The organism is Bradyrhizobium sp. DOA1 (assembly GCF_001593325.1).
Lineage (GTDB): Bacteria > Pseudomonadota > Alphaproteobacteria > Rhizobiales > Xanthobacteraceae > Bradyrhizobium.
The window spans coordinates 3040571-3065229 of the sequence record NZ_JXJM01000001.1 but is presented as its reverse complement, the minus strand read 5'-3'; the positions used below and the strand labels follow the sequence as shown (position 1 = coordinate 3065229).

The following is a 24659-nucleotide window of genomic DNA, read 5'->3' as shown; positions in this document are numbered from 1 at the left end:
GCGACTGCGCCACCGGCACCGCCTCCGCCACCCGCCCCGGCGCCTGCTCCCGTTCAGGCAGCCGCAGCACCGGCTGCTCCGGCAACAGCGCCCACGCGCGACCTCAGCTCGCCGCTCGGCGTCTGGCTCACCGAGGAGAAGGAAGGCAAGGTCCGCATCGAGCAATGCGGCAGCAATCTCTGCGGCTATTCGGTCGATTCCAAATCGAACCAGAACGGCGAGCAGGTCCTGATCAACATGAAGCCCGGCAAGGACCAGAAATGGTCGGGCCGCATCCTCGATCCCAATTCCGGTTCGACCTACGATTCGACCATCGCGATGAAGGGCACCGACCGCCTACGCGTGCAGGGCTGCGCCTTCGGCGGCATGTTCTGCGGCGGCCAGACCTGGACGCGGGTGAACTGAGCACGGGCTGATCGCTCTTGCGAAGACAAGGGGCCCATGATGCGGGCCCCTTTTTTGCGCGCCGTGCCGTTGCGGGGTGCGTAACGTCACACAGCCTCCTGTGCACGTGACAGCCCTCACACCGCCGGTTCCGCACGCATGTCACCGTCCCCGCATGGTCAACCACAGGGGCGTGTCATGAACGCGTTTCGCAAGGCTCTCTTCGCCACCGCCGTCGTCGTCGCGAATGCTGCGACAAGCAGTTTCGACGGCGCGTGGAACGTCCGCATCGCCTCATCGAGCCAGGCCTGCGGCAACGGCGCGACCGTCTCGATCGGCATCAACAACGGTCAGATCGCATCGAGCAGCGCCGCCGTGACGGCGTCGGGCCGCGTCGCCGATGCCGGCCGCATCAACGTCACCTTGAGCACCGGCATCAAGCGCGCGGTCGGCTTCGGCCGGCTCAGCGGTGCGTCCGGCTCCGGCACCTGGCGCGGCGCCATGTGCACGGGGACCTGGACGGCGGAAAGGATGTGAGCGTCCGTGTCCCGTACGCGGTGCAGCGTTTAACGCTGCGCCGCTGGGCCGGGACCCAGCATTCTTCGTGTGTCCCAAATCTCTGGGTCCCGGCTCTGCGCCGCATCGCCGTGCGGCGATGCGTCTTGTCCGGGACACGGGAGCTTCAGCCGAGCGCGGCCCCATACTCCGCGTCAGTCACCGGCTCGAGCCAGGTCGAGTAGACGCCGTCGAGCGCTTCCTGCATGGCGATGTGGCACATGCCGTTGGTGGGCGATGCGCCGTGCCAGTGCAATTCGCCCGGCGGAATCCAGACGGTGTCGCCGGGGCGGATCTCCCTGACAGGACCACCCTTGGTCTGGACGCGACCGACACCGGAGATGACGTAGAGCGTCTGCCCGAGCGGATGGTGATGCCAATTGGTGCGCGCGCCCGGCTCGAACGCGACGCGCGAGCAGTTCAACCGTGCCGGCGCGGGCGCCATGATGACGGGGTCCTGCCACACCGTGCCGGTGAAGTTTTCCTTGGGCGCGCGGCGGGTCGGGCGCGTGCCTGCAACAGTGATCTCCATGGGGTCCTCGCTTTTCGTTACTTCTTGCTGGCCGCGTAGCGCGCCTTGGTTTCGGCGTTCATGGGATAGAGGCCCGGCAGCACCGCGCCGTTGTTGACCTCGTTGACGATCCAGGCCTCCATGCGCTCCTGCTCGACGCCTTCATTGAGCACGTGATCGAGCATCGCCTGCGGGATCAGCACGCAACCATCCTGATCGGCGACGACGATATCGTTCGGGAACACCGCGACGCCGCCGCAGCCGATCGGCTCGCCCCAGCCGACGAAGGTGAGGCCCGCGACCGACGGCGGCGCGGCATAACCGTCGCACCAGACCGGCAGATTGGTGCCGAGCACGCCCTCGACGTCACGCACGACGCCGTCGGTGACGAGCGCGGTCACGCCGCGCTTGACCATGCGCGCGCAGAGAATGTCGCCGAAGATTCCGGCATCGGTGATGCCCATGGCGTCAACCACGGCGATGCAGCCATCGGGCATTGCCTCGATCGCGGTGCGGGTCGAAATCGGTGACGACCAGGATTCCGGCGTCGCCAGATCCTCGCGGGCCGGCACGAAGCGCAGCGTGAAGGCAGGTCCCACCAGACGCGGCAGCCCCGGACGCAACGGCCGCGCACCGCGCATCCACACGTTGCGCAGGCCCTTCTTCAACAGGACCGTGGTGATGGTGGCGGTGGTGATGCCGGCGAGGGTCTTGCGGGCTTCGGGGGACAGCGACATGGAAACGGACGAGCTCCGAGGTGTGGGAAAGAACGCGCGCATCTTGCGAGCCGCAGCCCTTGCGTCAAGGGCCAAGAGACTGCCAATAACGCAGGGCCGCCGGGCTATTATGCGACGCGATAACAAGGCTTTATCGCTTCCCCTTGCATTAATTTATTGGACTTGCGGGCGCATTTACGCGAAGCAGGACCAAGCGGAACTCTCACGCTGAGGGCCGCCTCCTCCGAAGCCCGATTTCGACAGCTCTTCGACAGCTCATGGCCGCGACGCTTCCCCCGCCCCGCCTTCTGCCCAGTGGCGACAGCGCCGTCGCGGTCGAGTTCAGCCGCACCATCGACGACGAGGCCAACCAGCGCGTGCTGGCGCTCGACAAGGCGCTTGCCGCGGCGCCCATCGACGGCATCACCGAGACCGTGCCGACCTATCGCTCGCTGCTGGTGCATTACGATCCCGGCGAGATCGGATTCGATGCGCTCGGCGATAAGCTGCTCGCGCTGGCGAGCCAGCCGCTGCCGCCGGCCATCAAGGCGCGCCGCTGGCGCATTCCCGTTGCCTATGGCGGTGAGCACGGCATCGACCTCGAGGATGTCGCCAAGGCACTGAACACAACGCCCGACGACATCGTCGCCCGGCATGCCGGCGGCGACTACAAGGTCGCCATGATCGGCTTCACGCCTGGCTGGTCCTATCTCAGCGGCCTCGACAAATTCCTGCACATGTCGCGGCGGCAAAACCCGCGGCTGCTGACGCCCGCCGGCACGATCTCGGTCGGCGGCGTCCAGGCCGGCATCCAATGCCTGGCCGCGCCGAGCGGCTGGCACCTACTGGGCCGCACGCCGGTCAGAACCTATCAGCTCCATCGTAATCCGACCTTTCTCACCGAGCCCGGTGACCGCGTGACGTTCTTCGCCATCGACCACAAGACGTTCGACGAACTGGACCGCGCAGCGGAGGCCGGCGAGATCGTCGCCGAGCAGGTGGACGCATGAGCCGGCTCGTCGTCGCCAGCATCGGTCCGGCAAGCTCCGTCCAGGATGGCGGCCGCTTCGGCGCGCAACGCTATGGCCTGACGGTGAGCGGGGCGATGGACCGGTTGTCGCTGGCCGCGGCGAACACGCTGGTGGGCAACGCGCCGTTCGCGGCCGCTGTCGAGATTGGCCCGTTCGGAGCGTCCTTCACCGCCCGTGACGGCGCCGTGCGCGTCGCGATGTCAGGCGCGCCGCGCAATGCGGACGTCGCCGGCAGCCCGGTCGCCATGGACTCCTCGGTGACGCTGAAGGACGGCGAGACGCTGACGCTGGGCTTTGCCCGCGGCGGCGCCTTCACCTATCTCGCGATCGAAGGCGCCATCAAGGGCGAGCCGGTGTTCGGCAGCCTTGCGGTCAATGCCCGTGCCGGTCTCGGCAGCCCCTACCCGCGCCCGCTCAAGGCCGGTGACGAGTTCAGCGTCGATGCGGCGAGCGGCGCGAGCGAGCTGCGGATCGAGTTGCCCAAGCCCGTGAGCGGGTCGATCCGCGTGCTGCTGGGGCCGCAGGACGACGAGTTCGACGACGTCAACAAGGCGCTGTTCCTCGATAGCGAGTGGAAGATCTCGGCAACCTCCGACCGCATGGGCTACCGGCTCGAAGGCCCTGCGATCAAGCATCTGCACGGCCACAACATCGTCTCCGACGGCACTGTCAACGGCAGCATCCAGGTGCCCGGCAACGGCGCCCCGATCGCGCTGATGATGGATCGCGGCACCTCCGGCGGCTATCCCAAGATCGCAACCGTGATCACGGCCGATGTCGGCCGTCTCGCGCAGACCTCGGCGGGAACGGCGTTCCGCTTCAAGGCCATCAGCATGGCCGAGGCGCAGGACGAGGCGCGCAAGTTCGCGCAAGCAATCCGGAGCCTGCCTGATCGCCTGCGCTCGTCCGATACGGTTGCGCTCAACATCGAGGCGCTCAGCGATGCCAACGTTGCGGGCTATGCCGTGAGCGCCGTCGATGCCGGGACGTGGCAGGTCGCGGCAGAACCGTAAACGGCAACGAGACCAGAGGCGGAGAGCAACCATGAAGACAGTCGATCTCAATTGCGATCTCGGCGAAGGATTTGGCGCGTGGGAGATGGGCAACGACGCCGCGATGATCGAGCTGGCGAGCTCGGTCAACGTCGCCTGCGGCTTCCATGCCGGCGACCCCGACATCATGCGCCGGACGGTGGAGCTGGCGAAGGCGCGCGGCGTCTCGGTCGGTGCGCATCCCGGCTATCGCGACCTGCACGGCTTCGGCCGGCATCCCATCGCGGGGCTGAAGGCCTCCGAGATCGAGAACCTCGTCGCCTACCAGATTGGCGCGCTGCAGGCGATCGCGACGGCGGCCGGCTACAAGGTCACGCATGTGAAGGCGCATGGCGCGCTCTCCAATGTCGCCTGCGAGGACGACATGACGGCGAAGGCGATTGCCGCCGGCATCAGGGCGGTCGACCCGAACCTGATCTTCGTCGTGCTCGCCAATTCGAAGCTGGTGAAAGCGGGTGAAGCGGCCAATCTGCCGATGGTGCACGAGGTGTTTGCCGACCGCGCCTATGAGGACGACGGCAATCTGGTCTCGCGCAAGAAGCCGGGCGCGGTGCTGCACGATGCTAAGGCGATCGCCGATCGCGTGGTGCGCATGGTGCAGGACGGCGCGGTGGTGTCGGTCACCGGCAAGGTCATCAAGATGCGCACGGATACGGTCTGCATCCATGGCGACACGCCCGGCGCGGTGGATATCGCGCGCGGCGTGCGTCAGGCGTTGAAGGATGCAGGGATCGAGGTGGCGCCGTTCAAGCGCGGGGCGTGAGGCACGACAGGTGCAGTAGGGTGGGCAAAGCGAAGCGTGCCCACCATGTCGATCTCGCATGTTGAGAGATGGTGGGCACAGCGCGCGAAGAGCGCGCCTTTGCCCACCCTACGAGACCATCAAAACGGATGCACCGACAGCGTGCCGAACACGATCGCCGCGATGACGGCGAAGGCGCTATACATCGCGATATGGTGCATGCTCGCCCCGGTCCGCCGCGAGAGCGAGCGCGCGTAAAAGTGCAGCCTGGCTTCCGCCGATAGTTCGCGCATGGTCGATCTCCAACGCCCCATTTGCGGGATTATGAAGGATCAACCAGGGCGGGAGGCAAGACGGTAGCGAAAATAGCGATGGGGATTCTCTGAAGCCGCCCCATCGCGGGTACAAATTCTCTACGGTCCCCGGTTCCGAGAATCTTATTCGTTAAAATCCAAGCTGGCGGGAACCCGCGCGGATGACAGTCGGATGACGGTCGCCCAAGGGCGAGTCACCCGATTTAGCTGGCACCTAGTAGACGTCAGCCTGGAAGCGACCGGACTTCTTGAGCTCGGCGACGAAGCTGACGGCTTCATCCGTCGAACGTGCGCCGAACTGGGCGACGATGTCGACGAGCGCACGCTCGACGTCCTTGGCCATGCGCTTGGCATCGCCGCAGATGTAGAGATGCGCACCTTCGGCAAGCCATGTCCACAACTCCCGTCCGACCTCGCGCATGCGGTCCTGCACATAGAACTTCTTCTCGCCGTCGCGCGACCAGGCCAGCGACATGCGTGTGAGAAGTCCTGATGTCTTCATCGCATTGAGCTCTTCCTGGTAGAAGAAGTCGCAATCGCTGCGCTGATGGCCGAAGAACAGCCAGTTCTTGCCGGGCGCACCGGTGGCCTTGCGATCGAGCAGGAAGGCACGGAACGGCGCGATGCCGGTGCCGGGGCCGATCATGATGACAGGCGTCTTCGCGTCCTGTGGCAGGCCGAAATTGTGTGCCTTCTGCACGTAGACCTTGAGCTTCTCACCTTCGCCAATACGTTCGCCGAGGAATGTCGAGGCAACGCCGAGTCGCTTGCGCTTGCCGACGAGGTAGCGCACGGAATCGACTGTCAGTGACAGCTTTCCGGGCGTCGCATTGTGCGAGGACGAGATCGAGTAGAGCCGCGGCTGCAGCGGCTCCAGCGCCTCGACGAAGGCTTCCGGATGCGGCCGCGTGCCGGAAAACTTCTGCAACGCCGCCATGACGTCGAGGGTCGCGGCATCGCCATCGGGATCCTCGCCCTGCGCCAGCGCCCGCGCCTTCTCGCGCGCCGCGCCGCCGGTGATGAAGGAGATCAGCTCGAACAGCGAGTCGGGCGCGGGCGACAGCGAGACGTCGTCGATCAGCACCTCGCGCAGCGTCTTGCCGTTGACCTTGGTGGTGTGGGAGGCGCCGAGCAGCGCGATGATCTGGTCGACGAGCCCGACATCGTTGCGCGCGAACACGCCGAAGGAATCACCGACCACGTAGTCGAGCTTGCTCTCGGAGAGATCGAACTCGACGTGATAGGTCTCCTTCTCCGATTTGCCCTTGTTGAGCAGCCGGCGCGACAAGAAGGTCGCGGCAATGGGGTTGTCGCGCGAGCGGCCCGGCTCTGCGATCGTGACGGTCACGGCCGGCGCCGGAGCATCGGCCTTGTCCGCCGTCTTGGTCGCAAGTGCCTTGTCGAGCTCCTCGTACAGCGACTTCAGCATCCGCGCGGTGTCCTTGCCGCCGGGAACACACAGATTGAGCCGCGCTTCGCTGCGGCTCGCGATCGCTTCCGAATAGTCGTGGCAATTGTAGCCGCACTGGCCGCAATCCTGCTGCGCCATCGCCGCCATCATCTTGCGGCGCACGGGACGCCCCTCGGCGAGCTTCATCCGGTCGGCGATCGGCATGGTCTGGTCGTGCCATGGCGCTTCGCCATCGTCCCCGTCGCCAGCCGCGCCCTGCATGACGGCGGCGCCCTGCTCCGCCGACAGCGGCGCGGCGAGATCAGGCGAGAGCAGTCCGGCAAAGAAGCCGTTCAGCCAGGAGCGCTGCGCGTCGGAGAACGGCGCGCTGGCGGGAATGATGTCGAGCTTCGGCGGAGGCGTGATCTGGTTCATGCGGACACCTGTGCATCGGCAAGCTTGCGCAGCGTTTCGCCGTCGTGGCGGCGCGCAAAGGAGAGGAAGCTTTCGTCGGCAGACGAGCGATGGGCGATATAGGCCTTGAGCAGCGCCTCGACCGTCTTCGGCGCATCTTCGGCCTTGAGGTCGTGATAGACCTCCTGCCCGACATCCGCGTCAGGGCCGAACCCGCCGCCGGTGAAGAGATGATAGCCCTCTACCGTGTCCTCCTCGTTGATCGGCACGCGCGCCCCGATCAGGCCGATGTCGCTGATGTAGTGCTGCGCGCAGGAATGGTGACAGCCGGTGACGTGGATGTTGACCGGCTTGTCCATCGCGACGCGCGGCTCGCACCAGTCGCCGATCTCCGCGGCATGGCGCTTGGTGTTGGCGGCGGCGAAGCGGCAGCCGGCATTGCCGGTGCAGGCGATCAGGCCGGCCTTGATGTGCGAAGCTTCGACCGCGAGCCCGATCTGCTTGATCGCGGCAATGGCGAGCTCGACATTCTCGTCGCGCACGCCCGAGATCAACAGGTTCTGCCAGACCGTCAGGCGGATCTCGCCGTCGCCGAGATCGCGCGAGACCTTGGCAAGACCCCGCATCTGCTCAGAGGTGAGCTTGCCGAGCGTCAGCGACACGCCGATCCAGTTCAGACCATCCTGCTTCTGCTTGTGCACGCCGACATGCGCCATGCGGTCGGCGGCGAGCCGCGGCGCGAACGCCTCTTCCGGCACGCGCGTGAACGGCGTCTTTAACCGCTCCTCGACGAATTTGAGAAAGCCGTCATGGCCCATGGCGTCGAGCACGTATTTCAGCCGCGCCTTGTTGCGGTTGGTGCGATCGCCATGGTCGATGAACACGCGCACGATGGCGTCGGCGACGGCGGTGGCCTGCTCCGGCTTGACGATGATGCCGGAATATTTCGCAAAGTCTTTGTGGCCGGTGATGCCGCCGAGGCCGAGACGGAACCACACTCCGGGCTCGACGCCGAAGCCGTCCTTCACCTCATACGCCGTGAACGCAATGTCGTTGGTCTCTTCGAGCACGGCGATCCTGCCGGCGCCGTCGAAGGCGACATTGAACTTGCGCGGCAGGCCGTAGAGCGAGCGGTCGTTGAGGATGTGATAGTGCCATTCGCGCGCATAGGGCCGCGTGTCGATGATCTCCTGCGGATCGATACCGGCGGTCGGCGTTCCCGTCACGTTGCGGATATTGTCGGCGCCGGAGCCACGCGAGCACAGGCCGAGCTCCTGGATGCCCTCGAGCAGCTTGATCGCGTGCTTCGGCGGGATCTCGCGCAGCTGAAGATTGGCGCGCGTGGTAACGTGGCTATAGGATCCGCAAAGCTCGTCGGCGAGATCGGCAAGGCCGGACAGCTGCCAGTGCTTCATGATGCCGTTGGGAATTCGCAGGCGGCTCATGTAGGAGTCCTGCGTCGGCGCGACGTAGAAGATGCCGTAATAGCGCCAGCGGAAATTGTCCGCCGGGCTCGGCGGCGCGTTGTCGAGCGCCTGCTGGCGCAGCCGCGGATAGGCGTCGAAGGGATGTTCGTCGCGCTTGAACTTCTCCTGGTCGGCGAGCTTCTTGCCCGCGGCGATGATCTTGTCCTGCGCCTTGATGTGCACGGCATCAGGACCGGTGGGCTCGGCGCTGGCCTTGCCGGCGCCGTTACCGCCCAGACCGCGCCCGACCCGACTGATCTGCAAGCCGGTCGTGAAGCCTTCGAGATAGCGTTTCTGCTCGTCGGTGAAGTCGACTGCGAGCGTATCGATTTTCATGGTCGGTAACGAAGCTCCTGCGGCCACCAGAGTGGCATCGACGGAAATTGGCGCGACCCGAAAGGGAACCTCTGCTGGCACGAGAGCCGGCTTGGCCACCCAACGGTCCGATCAGCTTCGTTGCTGCGGGACTCGGCTCAGCAGGCACCTGTGACAAGCTGGCCGCACTGCAACATTCAAGTTGCGTGCCAGCTTTGATGAAAAGAAAGATTTTGCGATTTCAATGGACTAGCGAGGCTACCGGAAACTCCGGTGCCGGATGCGCTCATGAAATTCGAGCACGCCGCTCAAAATTTGGTCGATGAACCAGACTGCTCACAATCTATGCAGATGCGAATCAGGCCTTCCAGCGCCCGACCTCGAACGCCTCGAGGTGCCCGCGGATATTGTCGGCATCGAAGGCAGGACCGGCAAAGGCCCCGATGGCCGCGGGAGCCTCGTCGGACCGCCGGCGGCCGATGGCCGCGTCATAGAGATCAGGCCTGAACACCGCCACGGCGGTCTTGGCGCCGTCCGGGCTCAAGCCCGTCTGCCCCCAACGCACCATCTGCGCATAGAGCCACGCGGCCTGGACCGGATCGGGACGTCCGGCCTCCTCGCGTCCGACCAGCAAATAGCGGCCACTTTCGCGGAAGGTGCCGTCGGGCGAGATCTTCAGCCGTCCCGTCAGGGTGCGCTGGATGACTTCGGCATCGACGCCGATCCGCTCGGGCTGCGCCAGGATCTGCGCCGCCTCGGCGAGGTTTGCCGGCTCTTCGATGAACTCGGCCCCCTTCACCGCCGCGCGCACGAGGGCGGCGACCACGTCCGGATGCTTGTCGGCCCAGACCTGACGGACCGCCAGCACCTTCTCCGCCGCGCGAACCAGAATGTCGGACACGAAATGCAGGATGTGGCCGATGCCGAGATCGACCGCGACCGAATTCCAGGGCGCGCCGACGCAGAATGCATCGACATGGCCGTTGGCGAGACTGTCGACCATGTAGGGCGGCGGCAGCACCACCAGCCGCACGTCCTCGTCGGGATCGACGCCGGCCGCGGCCATCCAGAACCGCAGCTGGTAATTGTGGGTCGAGAACGGAAAGGTCATGCCGAAGGTGAGCGGATCGGCGCCCGCCTTGCGGCGCTTGGTCACCACGCGCGCCAGCGCTTTCGCCGTGACGAGCGGATCGAAACGGTCGCCGTCGATCTCTTCCATCAGCGCGGCATGGAGCGCGGGCGAGACCGTGATCGCGTTGCCGTTGATGCCGAGATTGAACGGCGCGGCGATCGGGACCTTGACGTGGCCGAGCCCGAGCGAGGACGCGATCGCGACCGGCGCAAGCAGATGCGCGGCGTCGAACAGGCCGATATTGAGCTTGTCGCGAACGTTGGACCATGAGACTTCGCGCACCAGCTCGACTTCGAGTCCTTCGGCGGCGGTGAACCCCTTGTCGACGGCGACGATCAGGGCTGCGGCATCGACCAGCGGAATGAACCCGATGCGGAGGGGAGCGGTCATTTCAGCATCTCCGAGGCGGTGATGATCGACTGCGCGATCTCACCGATTTTCTTCTTCTCGCGCATCGCCGTGGAGCGCAGCAGCACATATGCCTCGTCCTCGGTCAGGCCTTTCACCTTCATCAGGATGCCCTTGGCACGCTCGATGATCTTGCGGTCCTCCAGCTGCGACTTGGTGCGCTCCAGCTCCTCCTGGAGCTTGGCGAAGGCGTTGAAGCGAGACACGCAGAGGTCGAGGATCGGCTTGATGCGCTCCTTCTTCAGCCCGTCGACGATGTAGGCCGATACCCCCGCCTCGACCGAGGCCTGGATCGAGGCGGAATCGCTCTGGTCGACGAACATCGCGATCGGCCGCTTCACGGCGCGGCTGACCTGGAACATCGCCTCCAGCACGTCGCGGCTGGGGTTCTCCAGATCGATCAGGATGATGTCGGGGTCCACCGCATAAATACGGGCAAGCAGGCTCTGCATCTCACGGATATGGACGACCTGCGTGAATCCAGCCTCCCGCAACCCCTCCTCCAGGATCGCAGCCCGGATCGGGCTTTCGTCGACGATCACGATTTTGGGCGACTGTTCGGCGCTCATGGCTCACTCAACGGCAGGTGATTCATCCATAGCACGCCCGACCGCCCTGCAAAGGGTTGTAATTGTGGGCAATTGGGACTAGCTCAGGCCCGTCAATCAGGCAGTTCAGATATGGATCAGACGGCTGCGCCCAAGGTCAGCTTCGTGTCGCTCGGGTGTCCCAAGGCATTGGTGGATTCCGAACGCATCATCACGCGCCTGCGCGCGGAGGGCTACGAGCTCGCCCGTAAGCATGACGGGGCCGATATCGTCATCGTCAACACCTGCGGCTTTCTCGACAGCGCCAAGCAGGAATCGCTCTCGGCCATCGGCGAGGCCATGGCCGAGAACGGCAAGGTGATCGTGACGGGCTGCATGGGCGCGGAACCGGAAGCGATCGAGCAGGCCTATCCGGGCGTGCTCTCCATCACCGGCCCGCAGCAATATGAGAGCGTGCTGGACGCCGTGCACCGCGCGCTGCCGCCGGCGCACAATCCGCATCTCGATTTGGTGCCGCCGCAGGGCATCAAGCTGACGCCGCGGCACTACGCCTATTTGAAGATCTCCGAGGGCTGCAACAACCGCTGCACCTTCTGCATCATCCCGAAGCTGCGCGGTGATCTCGTCTCGCGTCCGGCCAACGACGTGCTGCGCGAGGCCGAGCGCCTCGTCGGCGCCGGCGTGAAAGAGCTGCTGGTGATCTCGCAAGACACCTCGGCTTACGGCGTCGATCTCAAATATGCCGAGAGCCCCTGGAAGGACCGCCAGGTCCGCGCCAAATTCCTCGATCTCGCGCGCGAGCTCGGTGAGCTCGGGGCCTGGGTCCGGCTGCAATATGTCTACCCCTACCCGCATGTCGACGAAGTCATCGCGCTGATGAACGAGGGCAAAGTGCTGCCCTATCTCGACATCCCGTTCCAGCATGCGAGTCCCGACGTCTTGAAGGCGATGAAGCGCCCGGCGGCGCAGGACAAGACGCTGGCGCGGATCAAGCGCTGGCGCGAGGAATGTCCCGATCTCGCTTTGCGCTCGACCTTCATCGTCGGCTTCCCCGGCGAGACCGATGCCGACTTCGCCTATCTGCTCGATTGGCTCGACGAGGCCGAGATCGATCGTCTCGGCTGCTTCAAATACGAGCCGGTCGCCGGCGCCACCTCGAACACGATCGAGAACCCCGTGCCGGAAGAGGTCAAGCAGGAGCGCTACAACGCGCTGATGGCCCGCCAGCAGAAGATCTCGGCGCGACGGCTGAAGCGCAAGGTCGGCACGCGCCAGCAGATCATCATCGACGAGGTCGGCCCGACGGTGGCGAAGGGTCGCTCGAAGGCCGATGCTCCGGAGATCGACGGCGCGGTGTACCTGACGAGCCGCCGGCCTCTGCGCGTCGGTGAGATCGTCACCGCCAAGATCGAGCGTGCCGACGCATACGATCTGCACGGCACCGTCGCGGGGTTTTGACGTCCTTCCGTCGTTGCGAGGAGCCCTTGCGACGAAGCAATCCAGAATCCCTCCGCGAAAGCAGTCTGGATTGCTTCCGCCTTCGCCAAGGCTTCGGCGGACAAGTCGCTCCGCTCGCAATGACGGAGTGAAAGCAATCACGCCAGCCATTTCGGCACCCAGCGCTCTGGCCTGGGCGCCCGTGCAAGATCGGCCTTTGCTTCGGATAGCAGCGCCGGCGCGCCGTCAATCGTTGGGCGCAGATCGTAGGCGAAGCTCGGCATGATCCGGCCGTCGGCATGCAGCCCGAAATTCATCGCGTACCACAGGCCAAGCTCGGGCTGCGCACGGCGCATCTCCTCGCGCAGATCACGCAGGAGGGACTCGATCGAAGCGGCCTCTTCGAACGGCTGCGGCCCCTGCGAGAGCACGCACGCCTGGTATTGCGCACCGACGATCGCGATCTCGAAGCGCGTCTGGTCCCAGGGCTTCTTGCCCTTGGGCAGATGCGCCGCCAGCCGCCAGCCGAGTTCGGCCATCAGCCGATGATTGGCCCAATAGTCCTCGCGATCGCGGCTCCACTTCTCCACAAAGCCGCGAAAATCGGGCAGCTCAGAGGACGTATCGTCGGGCGCGTCGCCGGCGGGCTGGCCGGCGAGCCATTGCGCGAGCTCGACCGTCTGGCACTCGACCTCCTCGTGCGGTTTCAGGTCGCTCCAGGCGTTGTCGAATTGCTGCGACGTCAGCTTTGCCAACATCGCATCGAGGCTCGGCGCCAACAGCTCGTAGTCGCCCTCGGAGCCCAGCCCCACGATCGGCGGATTATCCCGGTCGAGACCCGCGCCATACCAGCCGCCCACGGCTGATCCATCAGGCAGCCGCATGAACAACGAAAAGCGGTCGCGCAACGGACTGCCGTCGACGATCGGCGCGGAGTCGGAAAACTGGCCTTGCAGCGAGAAGCAGCCGACGCTGCCCCAGGGACGTCCCTCGAGCCAGCCGGCAAAGTCGACCAGTAGTCGCGGCGCCTCGATGCCCGGCGGAAATGCGCCACAAATGCTGTCGAGGTCGATCGGGTACGTCGTATCGGACAAGGCTGAAAACTGTCTGTTGGTCCCGTCCCTCTTGGTCTGCATTACGGTGCGCCAGGTTCGAACCAATTCGCGTCCTGCGATCACAAACGCGCCAGAGGCGCGATGGTTTCGGACCGGACGATCGATGAATCGACGAATGACATCGGCCTCTCGTGGCACACGCGGACGCGCGTTTTGCAAACTGCCCGCTTGACAAGTCCCGACATTCGGCTGTACGGACGCGCCCCATGATCAACGCTCGGACCCATCAGCGCACCGAAATGCTCCGCCGTCGCTCCCGCGACGACGAGAGGGTGCGCCATGTCCGACGACGCCGCTGAACCACTGATTTCAGCCTCAGTCTTCGAGAAGGCCGCACCCGCAAGGTGCGGCCTTTCTGCTTTTGCGCCGCTTTTCCACCCGCCTCCAGAGGAGCTCGACATGACGACCGCCACCCATCCGTATGACGCGCTGATGGACATCACCGCACGGCCCAAGGCCGTATTCGTCCGCGGCGCCGGCTCCTACCTCTGGGATGACGGCCGCAAGCGTTATCTCGATTTCGTGCAGGGCTGGGCCGTGAATTGTCTCGGGCACTCGCCGCCGGCGATTGCTGAGGCGCTCACCGCGCAGGCCAAGCGGCTGCTGACGCCGAGCCCGGCCTTCTACAACGAGCCGAGCCTGAAGCTCGCGCAGTCGCTGGTCGACAGCAGCGTCTTCGATCAGGTGTTCTTCGCCAATTCCGGTGCAGAAGCCAACGAAGGCGCGATCAAGCTCGCGCGCAAATATGGCAGCCTGCACAAGGGCGGTGCATTCGAAATCATCAGCTTCGAAGGCGGCTTCCACGGACGGACGCTGGCGACGATGTCGGCCTCGGGCAAGAAGGCATTCGAGCCCTTGTTCGAACCGAAGGTCGCCGGATTCAAGAAAGCGAAGTTCAACGACATCGCCTCGGTCGAGAAGCTGATCAACGACAACACCGTTGCGGTGATGCTCGAGCCGATCCAGGGTGAATCGGGCGTGTGGCCGGCGAGCGACCAGTTCCTCCAGGAGCTGCGGGCACTCACGCAGGCGCGCGGCCTGCTGCTGATCTTCGACGAGATCCAGACCGGCATGGGCCGGACCGGAAAGCTCTTCCACTACGAGCACACCGGGATTGCGCCCGACATCATGACGCTCGGCAAGGGCATCGGCGGTGGCGTGCCGCTCGCAGCGCTGCTTGCGACCGAACGCGCCTCCTGCTTCGCCCACGGCGATCAGGGCGGCACGTTCAACGGCAATCCGATCATGTGCGCGGCGGGGCTTGCGGTGCTCGACGAGCTCAAGAAGCCGGAGTTCTTGAAGTCAGTCACCGAGGCCGGCCTGCTGCTCGAAAGCGAGCTGCAGAAGGTCTCGGCCCGGCACGGGCTCGGCGGGGTGCGAGGCCGCGGCCTGCTGCTCGCGCTCGATCTCAAGCTGCCAATCGCGGCCGGCATCGTTGCGCAGGCGTTCGAAGAAGGCGTGCTGCTGAACGCGCCGCAGGTCGATACGCTGCGCTTCATGCCCGCGCTGAACGTCACGCGAGGCGAGATTGCCGAGATGATCGATTGTCTCGACGGAGTTTTGAGCAAGGCCGGCGCGGCACGAAGGGTGGCGTAAGGCCTGTGCCCCGGACGCAGCGCAGCGCCTCTTCGGCGGTGCGCTGCAGAGCCGGGGCCCATCTCTCCGCAGGGTCCCTGTCGCTTTCTAGGTCCCGGCTCTGCGCCGCAACGCTTACGCGTTGCAGCTTGTCCGGGACACGAGTGCGGATGATGACTGCAGACCTACGGCTTCAAGATCGACGCGCCCGTGGTCTTGCGGCTTTCGAGATCGATATGCGCCTTGGCGGCATCCTTGAGCGCATAGGCGTGGTTGATCGGCACGTGCAGCTTGCCGTTGATGACGGCGGCGAACAGCGTGTCGGCGCCCTCCAGCAGGTCCTTGCGCGTGCCAACGTAGTCGTTGAGCTTCGGCCGCGTCGCAAACAGCGAGCCGTGATTGTTGAGCTCGGCGATCGCGAACGGCGGCACCGGGCCCGACGCATTGCCGAACGAGACGAACATGCCGCGTGGCTTCAGGCAGGACAGCGAGCCCGGGAACGTCGCCTTGCCGACGCCGTCATAGACGACGTCGCAGCCCTCGTTGCGGCTGATCTGCTTGACGCGCGCGACGAAGTCTTCCTCGTTGTAGAGGATGACGTGGTCGCAGCCATTGGCCTCGGCAAGCTCGGCCTTCTCGCGCGAGCCGACCGTGCCGATGACATGGGCCCCGAGCGCCCTCGCCCATTGACAGGCGAGCAAGCCGATGCCGCCGGCGGCGGCGTGGATCAGCACGCGATGATGCGGCTCGACCTTGAAGGTCTTGTGCAGGAGGTACCAGACGGTCAGCCCCTTCAACATCAGCACGGCGCCCTGCTCGTGGGTGATGTGGTCGGGCAGCTTGACCAGCTTCTCCCAGGGGATGTTGCGCTCGCCGGTATAGGCGCCGAGATTGTGATAGTAGGCGACGCGGTCGCCGGGATGGAAATGCGTCACGCCGGGCCCGACGGCCGTGACCTCGCCCGAGGCTTCGTTGCCGGCAATGAAGGGCAGACCCGGCGCCTTGTAGAGTCCGGTGCGGTAGTAGACGTCGATGAAGTTCAGGCCGACCGCGTGCTGGCGGATGCGCACCTCGCCGGGCCCGGGCGCCGGCACGTCGACGCTCTCATAGACCAGGGCTTCTGGGCCTCCGACCTTGTGCACACGGACGGCTTTGGTCATCACCTGACCTCCTCTGATCTTCCTGACGGCCAACGAATGACATCGCGCCCGCCTTGTCAACTCGACCAGGCTGGATCGTTCAGTCCGGCGGCTTGCCGACTTTGCTACGATTGCGTCTGGCGAGCACGTTGAAGAACTCGACTGCCGCCGAGAACGCAATCGCGAAGTAGATATAGCCGCGCGGGATGTGGAACTGGAATCCGTCCGCAACCAGCGCGACGCCGATCAGCACGAGGAAGGCCAATGCCAGCATCTTGGTGGTCGGATGCTCCGCAACGAAGCGCGATACCGGCCCTGCCGAAACGTACATGACCGCGCAGGCAATCACGACCGCTGCGACCATGATCCGGATGTCCTCCGCCATGCCGATCGCGGTAATGATCGAATCCAGAGAGAACACGAGATCCACGACGATGATCTGGGCGATCACCCACGCGAAGGCGCTGCCTGTCGATTTCTCCTCGCTCAGACCGTGATCGGATTCGACCTCGCCGTGAATTTCATGCGTGGCCTTCGCAATCAAGAACAGGCCGCCGCCGATCAGGATGAGATCGCGCCAGGAAAAGGCGTAGCCGTTCATCGAGAACACCGGCGCGGTGAGGCCGATCAGCCAGACCAGGAGACTGAGCAGGATGAGGCGAAAGATGAGCGCCAGGCCAAGCCCGATCTGACGGGCGCGGTGCGCCTGCTTCTCGGGAAGACGGGAGACCAGCACCGAGATGAAGATGACGTTGTCGATGCCGAGCACGATCTCGAGCGCCGTCAATGTCAAGAGCGCGGCCCAAGCTTCGGGGCTGGTGATGAGCTGCATCATGCGAAGGATCGCACCAATCGTATCAGAGCGTCGCTGAAGGTGATCCAGAGCGCGATGGCGCAGAGCACCACGGTCACGCCGGTGCCGACGCGAAAATCCATCGCCAGCACGTAGAGGCCGAGCACCGCCCAGATCGCCATCAGCGACAACGTCAGCCAGCGCAGCCGCACGACCCGGACCGGATGCAGCACGTGGAACGGTACGAAGGTCAGCACGACGAGCGCGGCGACCAGCAGCGTCGACCACAGCGGCGGCCAGTGCAGCAGGAACAAATAGAACGCCGCCGCATTCCACAGCGCCGGGAAACCGCGGAAATGATTGTCGTCGGCCTTCATGCGAAGATCGGCGAAATATAATGCGCTGGTGACGATGATGGCGATGCCGAGCAAGGGCGCCGCGACCGGCAGCAGCAACCCGCTGGCCACGATCGCATAGGCCGGCACAAAGACGTAGGTGACGAAGTCAACCACGAGATCGAGCACGTCGCCCGACCAGTTCGGCTGCACGTTCTTGACGTCGAGCCGCCGCGCGATCGGCCCGTCGATCGCGTCGATGACGAGGGCGATGCCCAGCCACTGAAACATCGCCGCCCAGTGCTCGCGCACGGCCTCCAGCATCGCAAGCAGCGCGAGCGCCGCGCCGAACGCGGTGAAGACGTGCACCGAGAGCGCGGCTGCACGCATCGTGGGGGTCGGCTTGAGGGAATCCTCTTGGATATCCATGGCCTCTGCTATCAGAATGAGGCCGCTTTGCACATAAGCCATTGCGGCGCGCCGTCCTACAATTCGTGATAAAATCAGGCAAAATAGGTGGGCTTGAATTTGTCGCCGGCCGTGTCAAATGTCGTTCCATGACAGACGCATCGACACTCCATGACGCCGCCGTGATCGGCGGCGGACCGGCGGGCCTCGCAGCGGCGATCGCATTGGCACAAGCGGGTGCACGGACCGTGCTGGTGGCGCGACGCGTGCCCTATGCCGACAACCGCACCACCGCGCTGCTGGGGGCCTCGATCGATCTGCTGCAGAGCCTCGATGTCTGGCCGCGCTGCAAGGACAAGGCGGCGGCGCTGGAGGTCATGCGGCTCGTCGACGACACCGGCCGGCTGTTCCGCGCGCCCGAGGTCCGGTTCTCCTGCCACGAAATCGGTCTCGACGCGTTCGGTTATAACATCGACAACCGTTCGCTGATGCTGGCGCTCGAAGCGCGCGCGGCTGAGTTTGCCAACCTGGTCCGCTTCGACGACGAAGCCGAAAGCGTCGTGATCGAAGCCGGCGACGTCGCCATCCGCACGGCCTCGGCGCAATTTCTGTCCGCCCGGCTCGTGGTCGGCGCCGACGGCCGGCATTCATTGTGCCGCGACGCCGCCGGCATCGCCGTGACGCGGCGCGAGCTGACGCAGACCGCGCTCACCTTCAACGTCGCCCACGCGCGGCCGCATCGCAACGTCTCGACCGAGTTCCACACGCCGCAGGGTCCCTGCGTGTTCGTGCCCCTCCCCGGTGACCGTTCCAGCATCGTCTGGGTCGCAGCGCCCGCAGAGGCCGAACGGCTGCGCGGCCTCAGCGACGAGGAGCTGTCGGCCGCGATCGAGAAGCAATCGCATTCGATCCTTGGCCGCATGACGGTCGAGCCCGGGCGCAACCTGTTCCCGCTGGCAATCGAGCGTCCAAACTCCTTCGGCCGCGACCGCGTCGCACTGGTCGGCGAAGCCGCCCATGTGGTGCCGCCGATCGGCGCGCAAGGCCTCAATCTTGGCCTGCGCGATGCCGCCGACATCGCTCGGCTCGCAGGTGAAGCGATCGCTGCAGGCCAGGATCCCGGGGCATCCGACGTGCTCAAGCGCTACGACCGGACGCGGCGCCCGGACATTCTGAGCCGGACCTTTGCGATCGACATGGCCAACCGCTCGCTGCTCAATGACTTCCTGCCGCTTCAACCGGTCCGCGCCGTCGGCATGCACCTGCTTGGCACCATCGGCCCGCTCCGGCGTTTCGCCATGCGCGAGGGCCTGACGCCGACTTGGCGCAGGTGAGTCGCGACCTCACGGAAACACCAGCCGCCCGCTCTGGATCGCCCACATCACGCTGGTCAGCGTGACCACCGAGGCGAAGGTACCGAGCAGCACCGCGACGGAGGCGGATTCGATCCAGGCCTCGTTCTGCCGGGCGATCACGAACACGTTTAGTGCCGGCGGCAATGAGGCCATCAGAACTGCCGTCGCGGCCCATGGCTGCGCGAACGGGCCGAATGCCAGCATCAGACCGAACGCCGCGAGCGGATGGATCAACAGCTTGACCGCGATCACGCCCGGCACTTCCCACGGCACGCGCTCGAACGGGCGCAGCGCCACGGTCACGCCGAGCACGAACAGCGCGGTCGGCGCGGCGGCGTTCTGCAGGAACGTGATGGTGCGGTCGAGCGCGACCGGCATCTCGATATGCAGCGCCGCGACCGCCGCGCCGAAGCAGGCCGACATGATCAGCGGATTGAGCACGATCTGTTTCAGTACGACACCGAAGGCGTGCACGAGCGAGGGATGGTCGCGATCGGAGAGCTCGATCAGGAGCGGCACGATCGTGAACAGGAAGATGCTGTCGCAGCAGAAGATCAGCGCGGTCGGAGCCGCCGCTTTCGGCCCGAGCACCGCGAGCGCGAGACCCGGCCCCATATAGCCGATATTGCCGTAGCCGCCGGAAAGGCCCGCGAGCGTCGCCTCGCGCAGGGTTAACCGTCCAAGCAGCTTGCCGACTACCAGCGCCAGCGTGAACGCGACGATCGTGGACAGCGTCGTCGCAATCAGGAACGGAGGGTTGTTCAATTCCGAAAACGGCGTCTTCGACATGATCGCGAACAGCAGCGCCGGCAGCGACACGTAGAGCAGGAAGAAGTTCATCCAGGCGAGGCCCGATTCTGGCAGAGCCTTGGCCTTGCCGCAGGCGAAACCGACGAAGATCAAGCCGAAATAAGGTAGAGCCAGATTGAGGATGTCGACCATTATTGAAGTGTTTTCTGAGGACTTGGTGGCTATCCGCCCCGCACGCGAAGGTTAATTCCCGCTTAGGGCACTAGCATCGGCCACAATCCTGGTCTATCGACGGGGAATGATTAAAGCGCGGACCGCCAAATTCCAGATCGGACAGGTCGTGCGCCACCGGATCTTTTCGTTCCGGGGCGTGATTTTCGACATCGATCCGGAATTCAACAACACCGAGGAGTGGTGGCTGTCGATTCCCGAGGAGGTGCGGCCCCACAAGGACCAGCCGTTCTACCACCTGCTCGCGGAGAACGCTGAGTCCGAATACGTCGCCTATGTCTCCGAGCAGAACCTGTTGCCCGACGATTCCGGCGAGCCGGTCCGGCATTCCCAGGTTGCCGAGATCTTCATCAAGGACAAGGCCGGCGGCTATCGCCCGCGCAATCCGTCGCTGAACTGATCGTCGCCGATCATCGGCCAGCAAAAAAGGCGCTCGAACAGAGCGCCTTTTTCTTGTTCGGGACTTTGGCCCCGATCACTTCTGAGCGGTCGGAGGTGCGCCAGGCGCGCCACCCTGCTGCTCGAGCTTCTTGCGCTGCTCGTCGGCCTTCTTCTGAAGCTCTTCCTGGAGCTTCTTCTGGGTTTCCTCGAACACCTTCGGATCGGTCGGCGGACCGTCATAGGCCTTCTGGAATTCACCGGCGAGCGGCAGCGGCAGGGTCAGCGGCGCGCCGTTGGCATTGATCGCCTGGACAACGAGATTCTGACCCTTCTTCATGTTGTTGATGAGCTCGGGCGTGGCCTCGTAGTCCGACATACAGCCGTTCTGGAAGCAGATCACATAGGGCTGCTGCAGCGGCGCATTGCTGTCCACGATGATGCGGGTGCCGTGCACGAGCTGCATGCCGAGCGGCAGCGTCACGCGCAGAATCTTCTTGGGCTCGCCTTCGGGCTCGATGATCACGGCGGCGATGACCGGCTGGCCCGATTCGATGCGGCCGTCCTTGCCGGTGAAGCAGACCTGCTTGGCGTTGGCGTCCTGACCCTTCAGGCAGAACTTGGTCCAGGGGGCGTAGATCAGCTGGATCTGCTGATCGGCCGGCTGGGCTGCGCCCTGCTGCTGGCCGCCCTGGGCCGGAGCCGGCTGGGCCTGCGGAGACGCCGCGGGCGCCGGAGCCTTGGGAGCGGCCTTCGGCGGCGCAGCCTTCGGGGCCGGACTCGCCTTGGGCGCAGGCGCGCCGGGAGCCGGTGCGGGAGCTTGGGCTTCAGCGGCAAACGGGACGACCAACGCCGTCGCCGTCAACAGGGCGAGAAGTCGCCCGCGCGGCCGGACGGACGCGGCCAAATAACGGAAATTCATTGCGGAAAACCCTTTCTGAACGGGAAGTGCCCGAACCGCTCCGAAGCGCCGAACCTAGCCGCCTGGGCGCGGCTCTCTCCCCGTCAATTGAGGCGGATAAGTGACGGGCTCGGCGCTCTTGCGCGATTGGGTGCCTTCTTAGCGTGGCCGACGAAAAGATCAATGCCGACAGGCGTCTTTGGCCACATCCTGCGCTGCGCCCCGGGAAATTCCCTGTGATAGGATTCAGGCCCCGCCGGTCCTCGAATCAACGTGTGCCGATGTTCATGTTCCAGCGCCTCGTCGAGGGCCCCGGACTCCGCCTTTGCCGTCTCGTCCCGGCCCTCCTTCTGGCGCTCGTCGTCGGGCTTTCGTCAGACGGCGCGCGGGCCGCGGAAGCCCATGCCATCGCCATGCACGGCAAGCCGGCGATGCCGGCCGATTTCACCCACATGCCCTACGCCAATCCGCAAGCCCCGAAGGGCGGCCGCATGACCTGGGGCATTCTCGGCACCTTCGACAGCCTCAACCCCTTCATCGTCAGGGGATTGGCCGTGCAGCAGATGCGGAGCTACGTGATCGAAAGCCTGCTCGCGCGCGGCCAGGACGAGCCGTTCACGCTCTACGGCCTGCTCGCCAGGACAGTCGAAACCGACGACGACCGCACCTTTGTCACCTTCCGCCTCGATCCCCGCGCCCGCTTCTCCGATGGCAAGCCTGTGCTCGCCCAGGACGTGCTGTTCTCCTGGCAACTCCTGCGCGACCACGGCCGCCCCAATCACCGGCAATACTACGCCAAGGTCGCTAAGGCCGAGGCAACCGATCCCCTCACCGTCCGCTTCGACCTCACCGGCGCCAATGACCGCGAGCTACCGCTGATCCTCGGCCTGATGCCGATCCTGCCGAAGCACGCAATCGACATCGCGACATTCGAGGAGACGACGTTGGCGGCCCCGGTCGGCTCGGGCCCCTATCGTGTCACGGCCGTGAAGGCTGGCGCCAGCGTGACGCTCATGCGCAATCCGGACTATTGGGGCCTCGATCTGCCGATCAATCGCGGGCTGTACAATTTCGACGAGATCAGGCTCGATTATTTTCGCGAGGCCAACGGCCAGTTCGAAGCCTTCAAGCGCGGCCTCTATGACTTCCGCGTCGAGTACGAACCACTGCGCTGGCACGATGGCTATGATTTTCCGGCCGCGCGAAGCGGCGAGGTGATCCGCGACACCGTCAAGCCCGGCGTGCCGCAGCCGTCCGAATTCCTGGTGTTCAACACCCGCCGTCCGATCTTCGCCGACATCCGCGTGCGCAAGGCGCTGACGCTGTTGTTCGATTTCGAGCTGGTCAACCGCAACTATTTCTTCGGTCTCTATTCGCGCGTCGCCGGCTATTTCGCCGGCTCGGAGCTGTCGGCCTATGGCTGCCCTGCGGATGCGCGCGAGCGCGAGCTGCTGAAGCCCTTCGCCGCGCAAATGCCGCCCGACATCATGGACGGCAGCTACCGCCTGCCGGTCACCGACGGCTCGGGGCGTGACCGCACCACGCTGCGCGCCGCGCTGAAACTGTTGTCGGAGGCTGGCTACGATCTCGATGGAACCGTGCTGCGCAATCGCGCGACCAAGGCGCCCTTCGCCTTCGAGATCATGGTCACGACGCGCGACCAGGAGCGCATCGCGCTCGCCTTCCAGCGCGACCTCAAGCGCGCCGGCATCGAGCTGGCCGTGCGCTCGGTCGATCCCGTGCAGTTCGACCAACGCCGGCTCGCCTACGAGTTCGACATGATCCAGAACCGCTGGGATCAGTCGCTCTCGCCCGGCAACGAGCAGTACTTTTATTGGGGCAGCGCCGCCGCCGACAATCCGGGCACGCGCAATTACATGGGCGCCAGGGATGGCGCGGTCGATGCCATGATCGCCGCGCTGCTGGAGGCCCGTGAACATACGGATTTCGTTCCGGCGGTGCGAGCGCTCGACCGCGCCCTGATCGCCGGCTTCTACACAATCCCGCTGTTTAACGTATCGGAGCAATGGATCGCGCGCTGGAATCGGATAGAACGACCCAAGGCCACTTCGCTGTCCGGCTATTTGCCGGAGACTTGGTGGTCGAAGGAGCCGCCGCAAGCTCATCAAGCAAAGTGACGCCGTGAACCAGCCAGCCGTATCGCCGACGCTCGACACGCTGTTTCAGCGCACGCTGACCCGGCAGCCGCACGCACCGGCTCTGCTCGATCCGCTCAACAAGGCGCGCGTGACCGGGCACCAGCCGCGGCGGATGACCTATGCCGAGGCGGATACGGCCATCGAGGCGCTGTCGGCGCATTTCGTCGAATCGGGCCTGCCGGCCAATTCTGTCATCGCGATCCAGCTGCCCAATACGGTCGAGTTCGTGCTGACCGTGCTCGCCGCCCACCGCGCCGGCCTCGTCGTCGCCGTGCTGCCGCTGCTGTGGCGGCATGCGGAACTGACCGCCGCGCTCAACCGTACCGCCGCGCGCGCCATCGTCACCATGAGCACGGTCGACGGCGTGAGCTATGCCGACCTTGCCATGCATGCGGCCGCCGAGGCCTTCTCGATCCGTCACGTCTGCGGCTTCGGCAGAGATCTGCCGGAGGGCATGGCGTCGCTCGATGACGTGCTGGCGCGCCCGCCCGGGACCACGCGATCCGTGATCCAGGACGGCCGCAAGGCGGCGATGATCTCCTTCGACGTCACGGCCGAAGGTTTTCGTCCGGTGCCGCGGCCGCATTTCAGCCTGATGGCGGGTGGCCTGGCGATGTCGCTGGAAGCCGACGTCAAGCAGGGCGCGACCGTGATGGCCGCGTTCGCGCCGATGTCGTTCGCGGGGCTGGCCTCCTCGCTCGCGGTGTGGCTGCTCTCGGGCGGCACGCTGGCGCTGCATCATCCGTTCGAGAGCGAGGTGCTGGAGCAGCAGATCACCGAGCACGAATGCGACGTGCTGATCGCACCCGCGCAGCTCGCACTGCGGCTCGGCGATGCCGACCTCGCCGCGCGGATGCCGACCTTGCGCAACGTCATCGGGCTGTGGCGTGCGCCCGAGCAGGTCGCCGCAAGCGATGCCTGGATCGCCCCGCACGCGCCGCTGACCGACGTCTATCTGTTCGGTGAGGCCGGCCTGTTCGGCGCCCGCCGCGGCGAGGACGGCATGCCGGTTGCGGTGATGCCGGGACCGCACGGCGCGCCGCGCGAGCAGTCCGGCTCCTCGATCGCCGGCGAGATCCTGCTGACGCCGAAGGGCACGCTTGGC

The 24659-nt window shown here is 65.4% G+C and carries 24 protein-coding genes; 11 read left to right on the top strand and 13 right to left on the bottom strand.

Annotation, left to right across the window (positions count from 1 at the left end; translation table 11 throughout):
* Positions 1-405: DUF2147 domain-containing protein (locus tag SE91_RS14570; protein ID WP_156489998.1), on the top strand; the 405-nt coding region annotated here is incomplete at its 5' end.
* 177 nt (positions 406-582) lie between these two features.
* Positions 583-921 (top strand): hypothetical protein, encoded by a 339-nt coding sequence (locus tag SE91_RS14565; RefSeq protein WP_061848060.1) that lies wholly within the window; start codon positions 583-585, stop codon positions 919-921.
* A gap of 145 nt (positions 922-1066) precedes the next feature.
* Here SE91_RS14565 and SE91_RS14560 read toward each other — a convergent pair whose 3' ends face one another.
* Together SE91_RS14560 and SE91_RS14555 are read right to left on the bottom strand one after the other, a co-directional pair.
* Positions 1067-1471: a (R)-mandelonitrile lyase gene (locus SE91_RS14560; protein ID WP_028144578.1), complete on the bottom strand. Its 405-nt coding sequence runs from the start codon at positions 1469-1471 to the stop codon at positions 1067-1069.
* A gap of 17 nt (positions 1472-1488) precedes the next feature.
* The gene (locus SE91_RS14555; RefSeq protein ID WP_008564879.1) at positions 1489-2187 is read right to left on the bottom strand and encodes a ribonuclease activity regulator RraA; all 699 of its coding nucleotides are present in this window, start codon (positions 2185-2187) and stop codon (positions 1489-1491) included.
* Between the two features lie 257 nt (positions 2188-2444).
* On the opposite strand from SE91_RS14555, the gene pxpB reads away from it, so the two are divergent.
* From pxpB to SE91_RS14540, 3 genes are read left to right on the top strand one after another with little or no spacing between them, the layout of a single operon-like run.
* Entirely contained in the window at positions 2445-3176 is a 732-nt protein-coding gene (gene pxpB, locus SE91_RS14550) for a 5-oxoprolinase subunit PxpB (RefSeq protein WP_061848059.1), read from the top strand.
* A complete protein-coding gene (locus SE91_RS14545) occupies positions 3173-4210 on the top strand; it encodes a 5-oxoprolinase subunit C family protein (protein WP_061848058.1) in 1038 nt (345 codons plus the stop codon). The genes pxpB and SE91_RS14545 overlap by 4 nt, the downstream gene beginning before the upstream one ends.
* A 31-nt stretch (positions 4211-4241) precedes the next feature.
* The gene (locus SE91_RS14540; protein WP_061848057.1) at positions 4242-5012 is read left to right on the top strand and encodes a LamB/YcsF family protein; all 771 of its coding nucleotides are present in this window, start codon (positions 4242-4244) and stop codon (positions 5010-5012) included.
* Positions 5013-5131: 119 nt separating this feature from the next.
* On the opposite strand, the gene SE91_RS36260 is transcribed toward SE91_RS14540, so the two are convergent.
* From SE91_RS36260 to SE91_RS14515, 5 genes are all read right to left on the bottom strand, one after another.
* Positions 5132-5284 carry a hypothetical protein gene (locus SE91_RS36260; protein ID WP_008564887.1) on the bottom strand — a complete coding sequence of 51 codons (153 nt, stop codon included), beginning with the start codon at positions 5282-5284 and terminating at the stop codon, positions 5132-5134.
* Positions 5285-5519: 235 nt separating this feature from the next.
* On the bottom strand, positions 5520-7130 hold the full coding sequence (locus SE91_RS14530; RefSeq protein WP_061848056.1) for a sulfite reductase subunit alpha: 1611 nt from the start codon (positions 7128-7130) through the stop codon (positions 5520-5522).
* Complete coding sequence (locus tag SE91_RS14525) at positions 7127-8911, bottom strand: NirA family protein (protein WP_061848055.1); 1785 nt, start codon at positions 8909-8911, stop codon at positions 7127-7129. Before SE91_RS14525 ends, SE91_RS14530 begins: the two co-directional genes overlap by 4 nt.
* A gap of 337 nt (positions 8912-9248) precedes the next feature.
* Positions 9249-10412 carry a CmpA/NrtA family ABC transporter substrate-binding protein gene (locus tag SE91_RS14520; protein WP_061848054.1) on the bottom strand — a complete coding sequence of 388 codons (1164 nt, stop codon included), beginning with the start codon at positions 10410-10412 and terminating at the stop codon, positions 9249-9251.
* A complete protein-coding gene (locus SE91_RS14515; RefSeq protein ID WP_008564898.1) occupies positions 10409-10999 on the bottom strand; it encodes an ANTAR domain-containing response regulator in 591 nt (196 codons plus the stop codon). The genes SE91_RS14520 and SE91_RS14515 overlap by 4 nt, the downstream gene beginning before the upstream one ends.
* Positions 11000-11110: 111 nt before the next feature.
* Between SE91_RS14515 and rimO the strand changes: the two genes are divergently transcribed.
* Positions 11111-12436: a 30S ribosomal protein S12 methylthiotransferase RimO gene (gene rimO, locus SE91_RS14510; protein WP_061848053.1), complete on the top strand. Its 1326-nt coding sequence runs from the start codon at positions 11111-11113 to the stop codon at positions 12434-12436.
* A gap of 137 nt (positions 12437-12573) precedes the next feature.
* Here the strand turns inward: rimO and SE91_RS14505 are convergent, their stop codons facing one another.
* On the bottom strand, positions 12574-13509 hold the full coding sequence (locus tag SE91_RS14505; protein ID WP_061851127.1) for a hypothetical protein: 936 nt from the start codon (positions 13507-13509) through the stop codon (positions 12574-12576).
* A 420-nt stretch (positions 13510-13929) separates the two neighbouring features.
* Between SE91_RS14505 and SE91_RS14500 the strand changes: the two genes are divergently transcribed.
* Entirely contained in the window at positions 13930-15126 is a 1197-nt protein-coding gene (locus SE91_RS14500) for an acetylornithine transaminase (RefSeq protein WP_061848052.1), read from the top strand.
* Positions 15127-15290: 164 nt separating this feature from the next.
* Here SE91_RS14500 and SE91_RS14495 read toward each other — a convergent pair whose 3' ends face one another.
* The 3 genes from SE91_RS14495 to pcsA all read right to left on the bottom strand — a co-directional run bounded on the left by SE91_RS14495 (position 15291) and on the right by pcsA (position 17843).
* Complete coding sequence (locus SE91_RS14495; protein WP_060736097.1) at positions 15291-16265, bottom strand: quinone oxidoreductase family protein; 975 nt, start codon at positions 16263-16265, stop codon at positions 15291-15293.
* A 79-nt stretch (positions 16266-16344) separates the two neighbouring features.
* The gene (locus SE91_RS14490) at positions 16345-17079 is read right to left on the bottom strand and encodes a TerC family protein (protein WP_061848051.1); all 735 of its coding nucleotides are present in this window, start codon (positions 17077-17079) and stop codon (positions 16345-16347) included.
* A complete protein-coding gene (pcsA, locus tag SE91_RS14485; protein WP_061848050.1) occupies positions 17076-17843 on the bottom strand; it encodes a phosphatidylcholine synthase in 768 nt (255 codons plus the stop codon). Before pcsA ends, SE91_RS14490 begins: the two co-directional genes overlap by 4 nt.
* 86 nt (positions 17844-17929) lie before the next feature.
* Between pcsA and SE91_RS14480 the strand changes: the two genes are divergently transcribed.
* Positions 17930-19114, top strand: a complete 1185-nt coding sequence (locus SE91_RS14480) for a UbiH/UbiF family hydroxylase (protein ID WP_061848049.1) — start codon at positions 17930-17932, stop codon at positions 19112-19114.
* Between the two features lie 9 nt (positions 19115-19123).
* On the opposite strand, the gene SE91_RS14475 is transcribed toward SE91_RS14480, so the two are convergent.
* Positions 19124-20077: an AEC family transporter gene (locus tag SE91_RS14475; RefSeq protein ID WP_061848048.1), complete on the bottom strand. Its 954-nt coding sequence runs from the start codon at positions 20075-20077 to the stop codon at positions 19124-19126.
* 106 nt (positions 20078-20183) lie between these two features.
* On the opposite strand from SE91_RS14475, the gene hspQ reads away from it, so the two are divergent.
* Positions 20184-20516, top strand: a complete 333-nt coding sequence (gene hspQ, locus SE91_RS14470; protein ID WP_008564941.1) for a heat shock protein HspQ — start codon at positions 20184-20186, stop codon at positions 20514-20516.
* A 75-nt stretch (positions 20517-20591) separates the two neighbouring features.
* Here hspQ and SE91_RS14465 read toward each other — a convergent pair whose 3' ends face one another.
* On the bottom strand, positions 20592-21416 hold the full coding sequence (locus SE91_RS14465; RefSeq protein WP_061848047.1) for an invasion associated locus B family protein: 825 nt from the start codon (positions 21414-21416) through the stop codon (positions 20592-20594).
* Positions 21417-21676: 260 nt separating this feature from the next.
* Between SE91_RS14465 and SE91_RS14460 the strand changes: the two genes are divergently transcribed.
* Together SE91_RS14460 and SE91_RS14455 are read left to right on the top strand one after the other, a co-directional pair.
* Positions 21677-23533, top strand: coding sequence for an extracellular solute-binding protein (locus SE91_RS14460; protein ID WP_061848046.1), 1857 nt, complete (start codon positions 21677-21679; stop codon positions 23531-23533).
* 4 nt (positions 23534-23537) lie between these two features.
* Positions 23538-24659 (top strand): class I adenylate-forming enzyme family protein (locus tag SE91_RS14455; RefSeq protein ID WP_061848045.1); only part of this gene is annotated, 1122 nt, incomplete at its 3' end.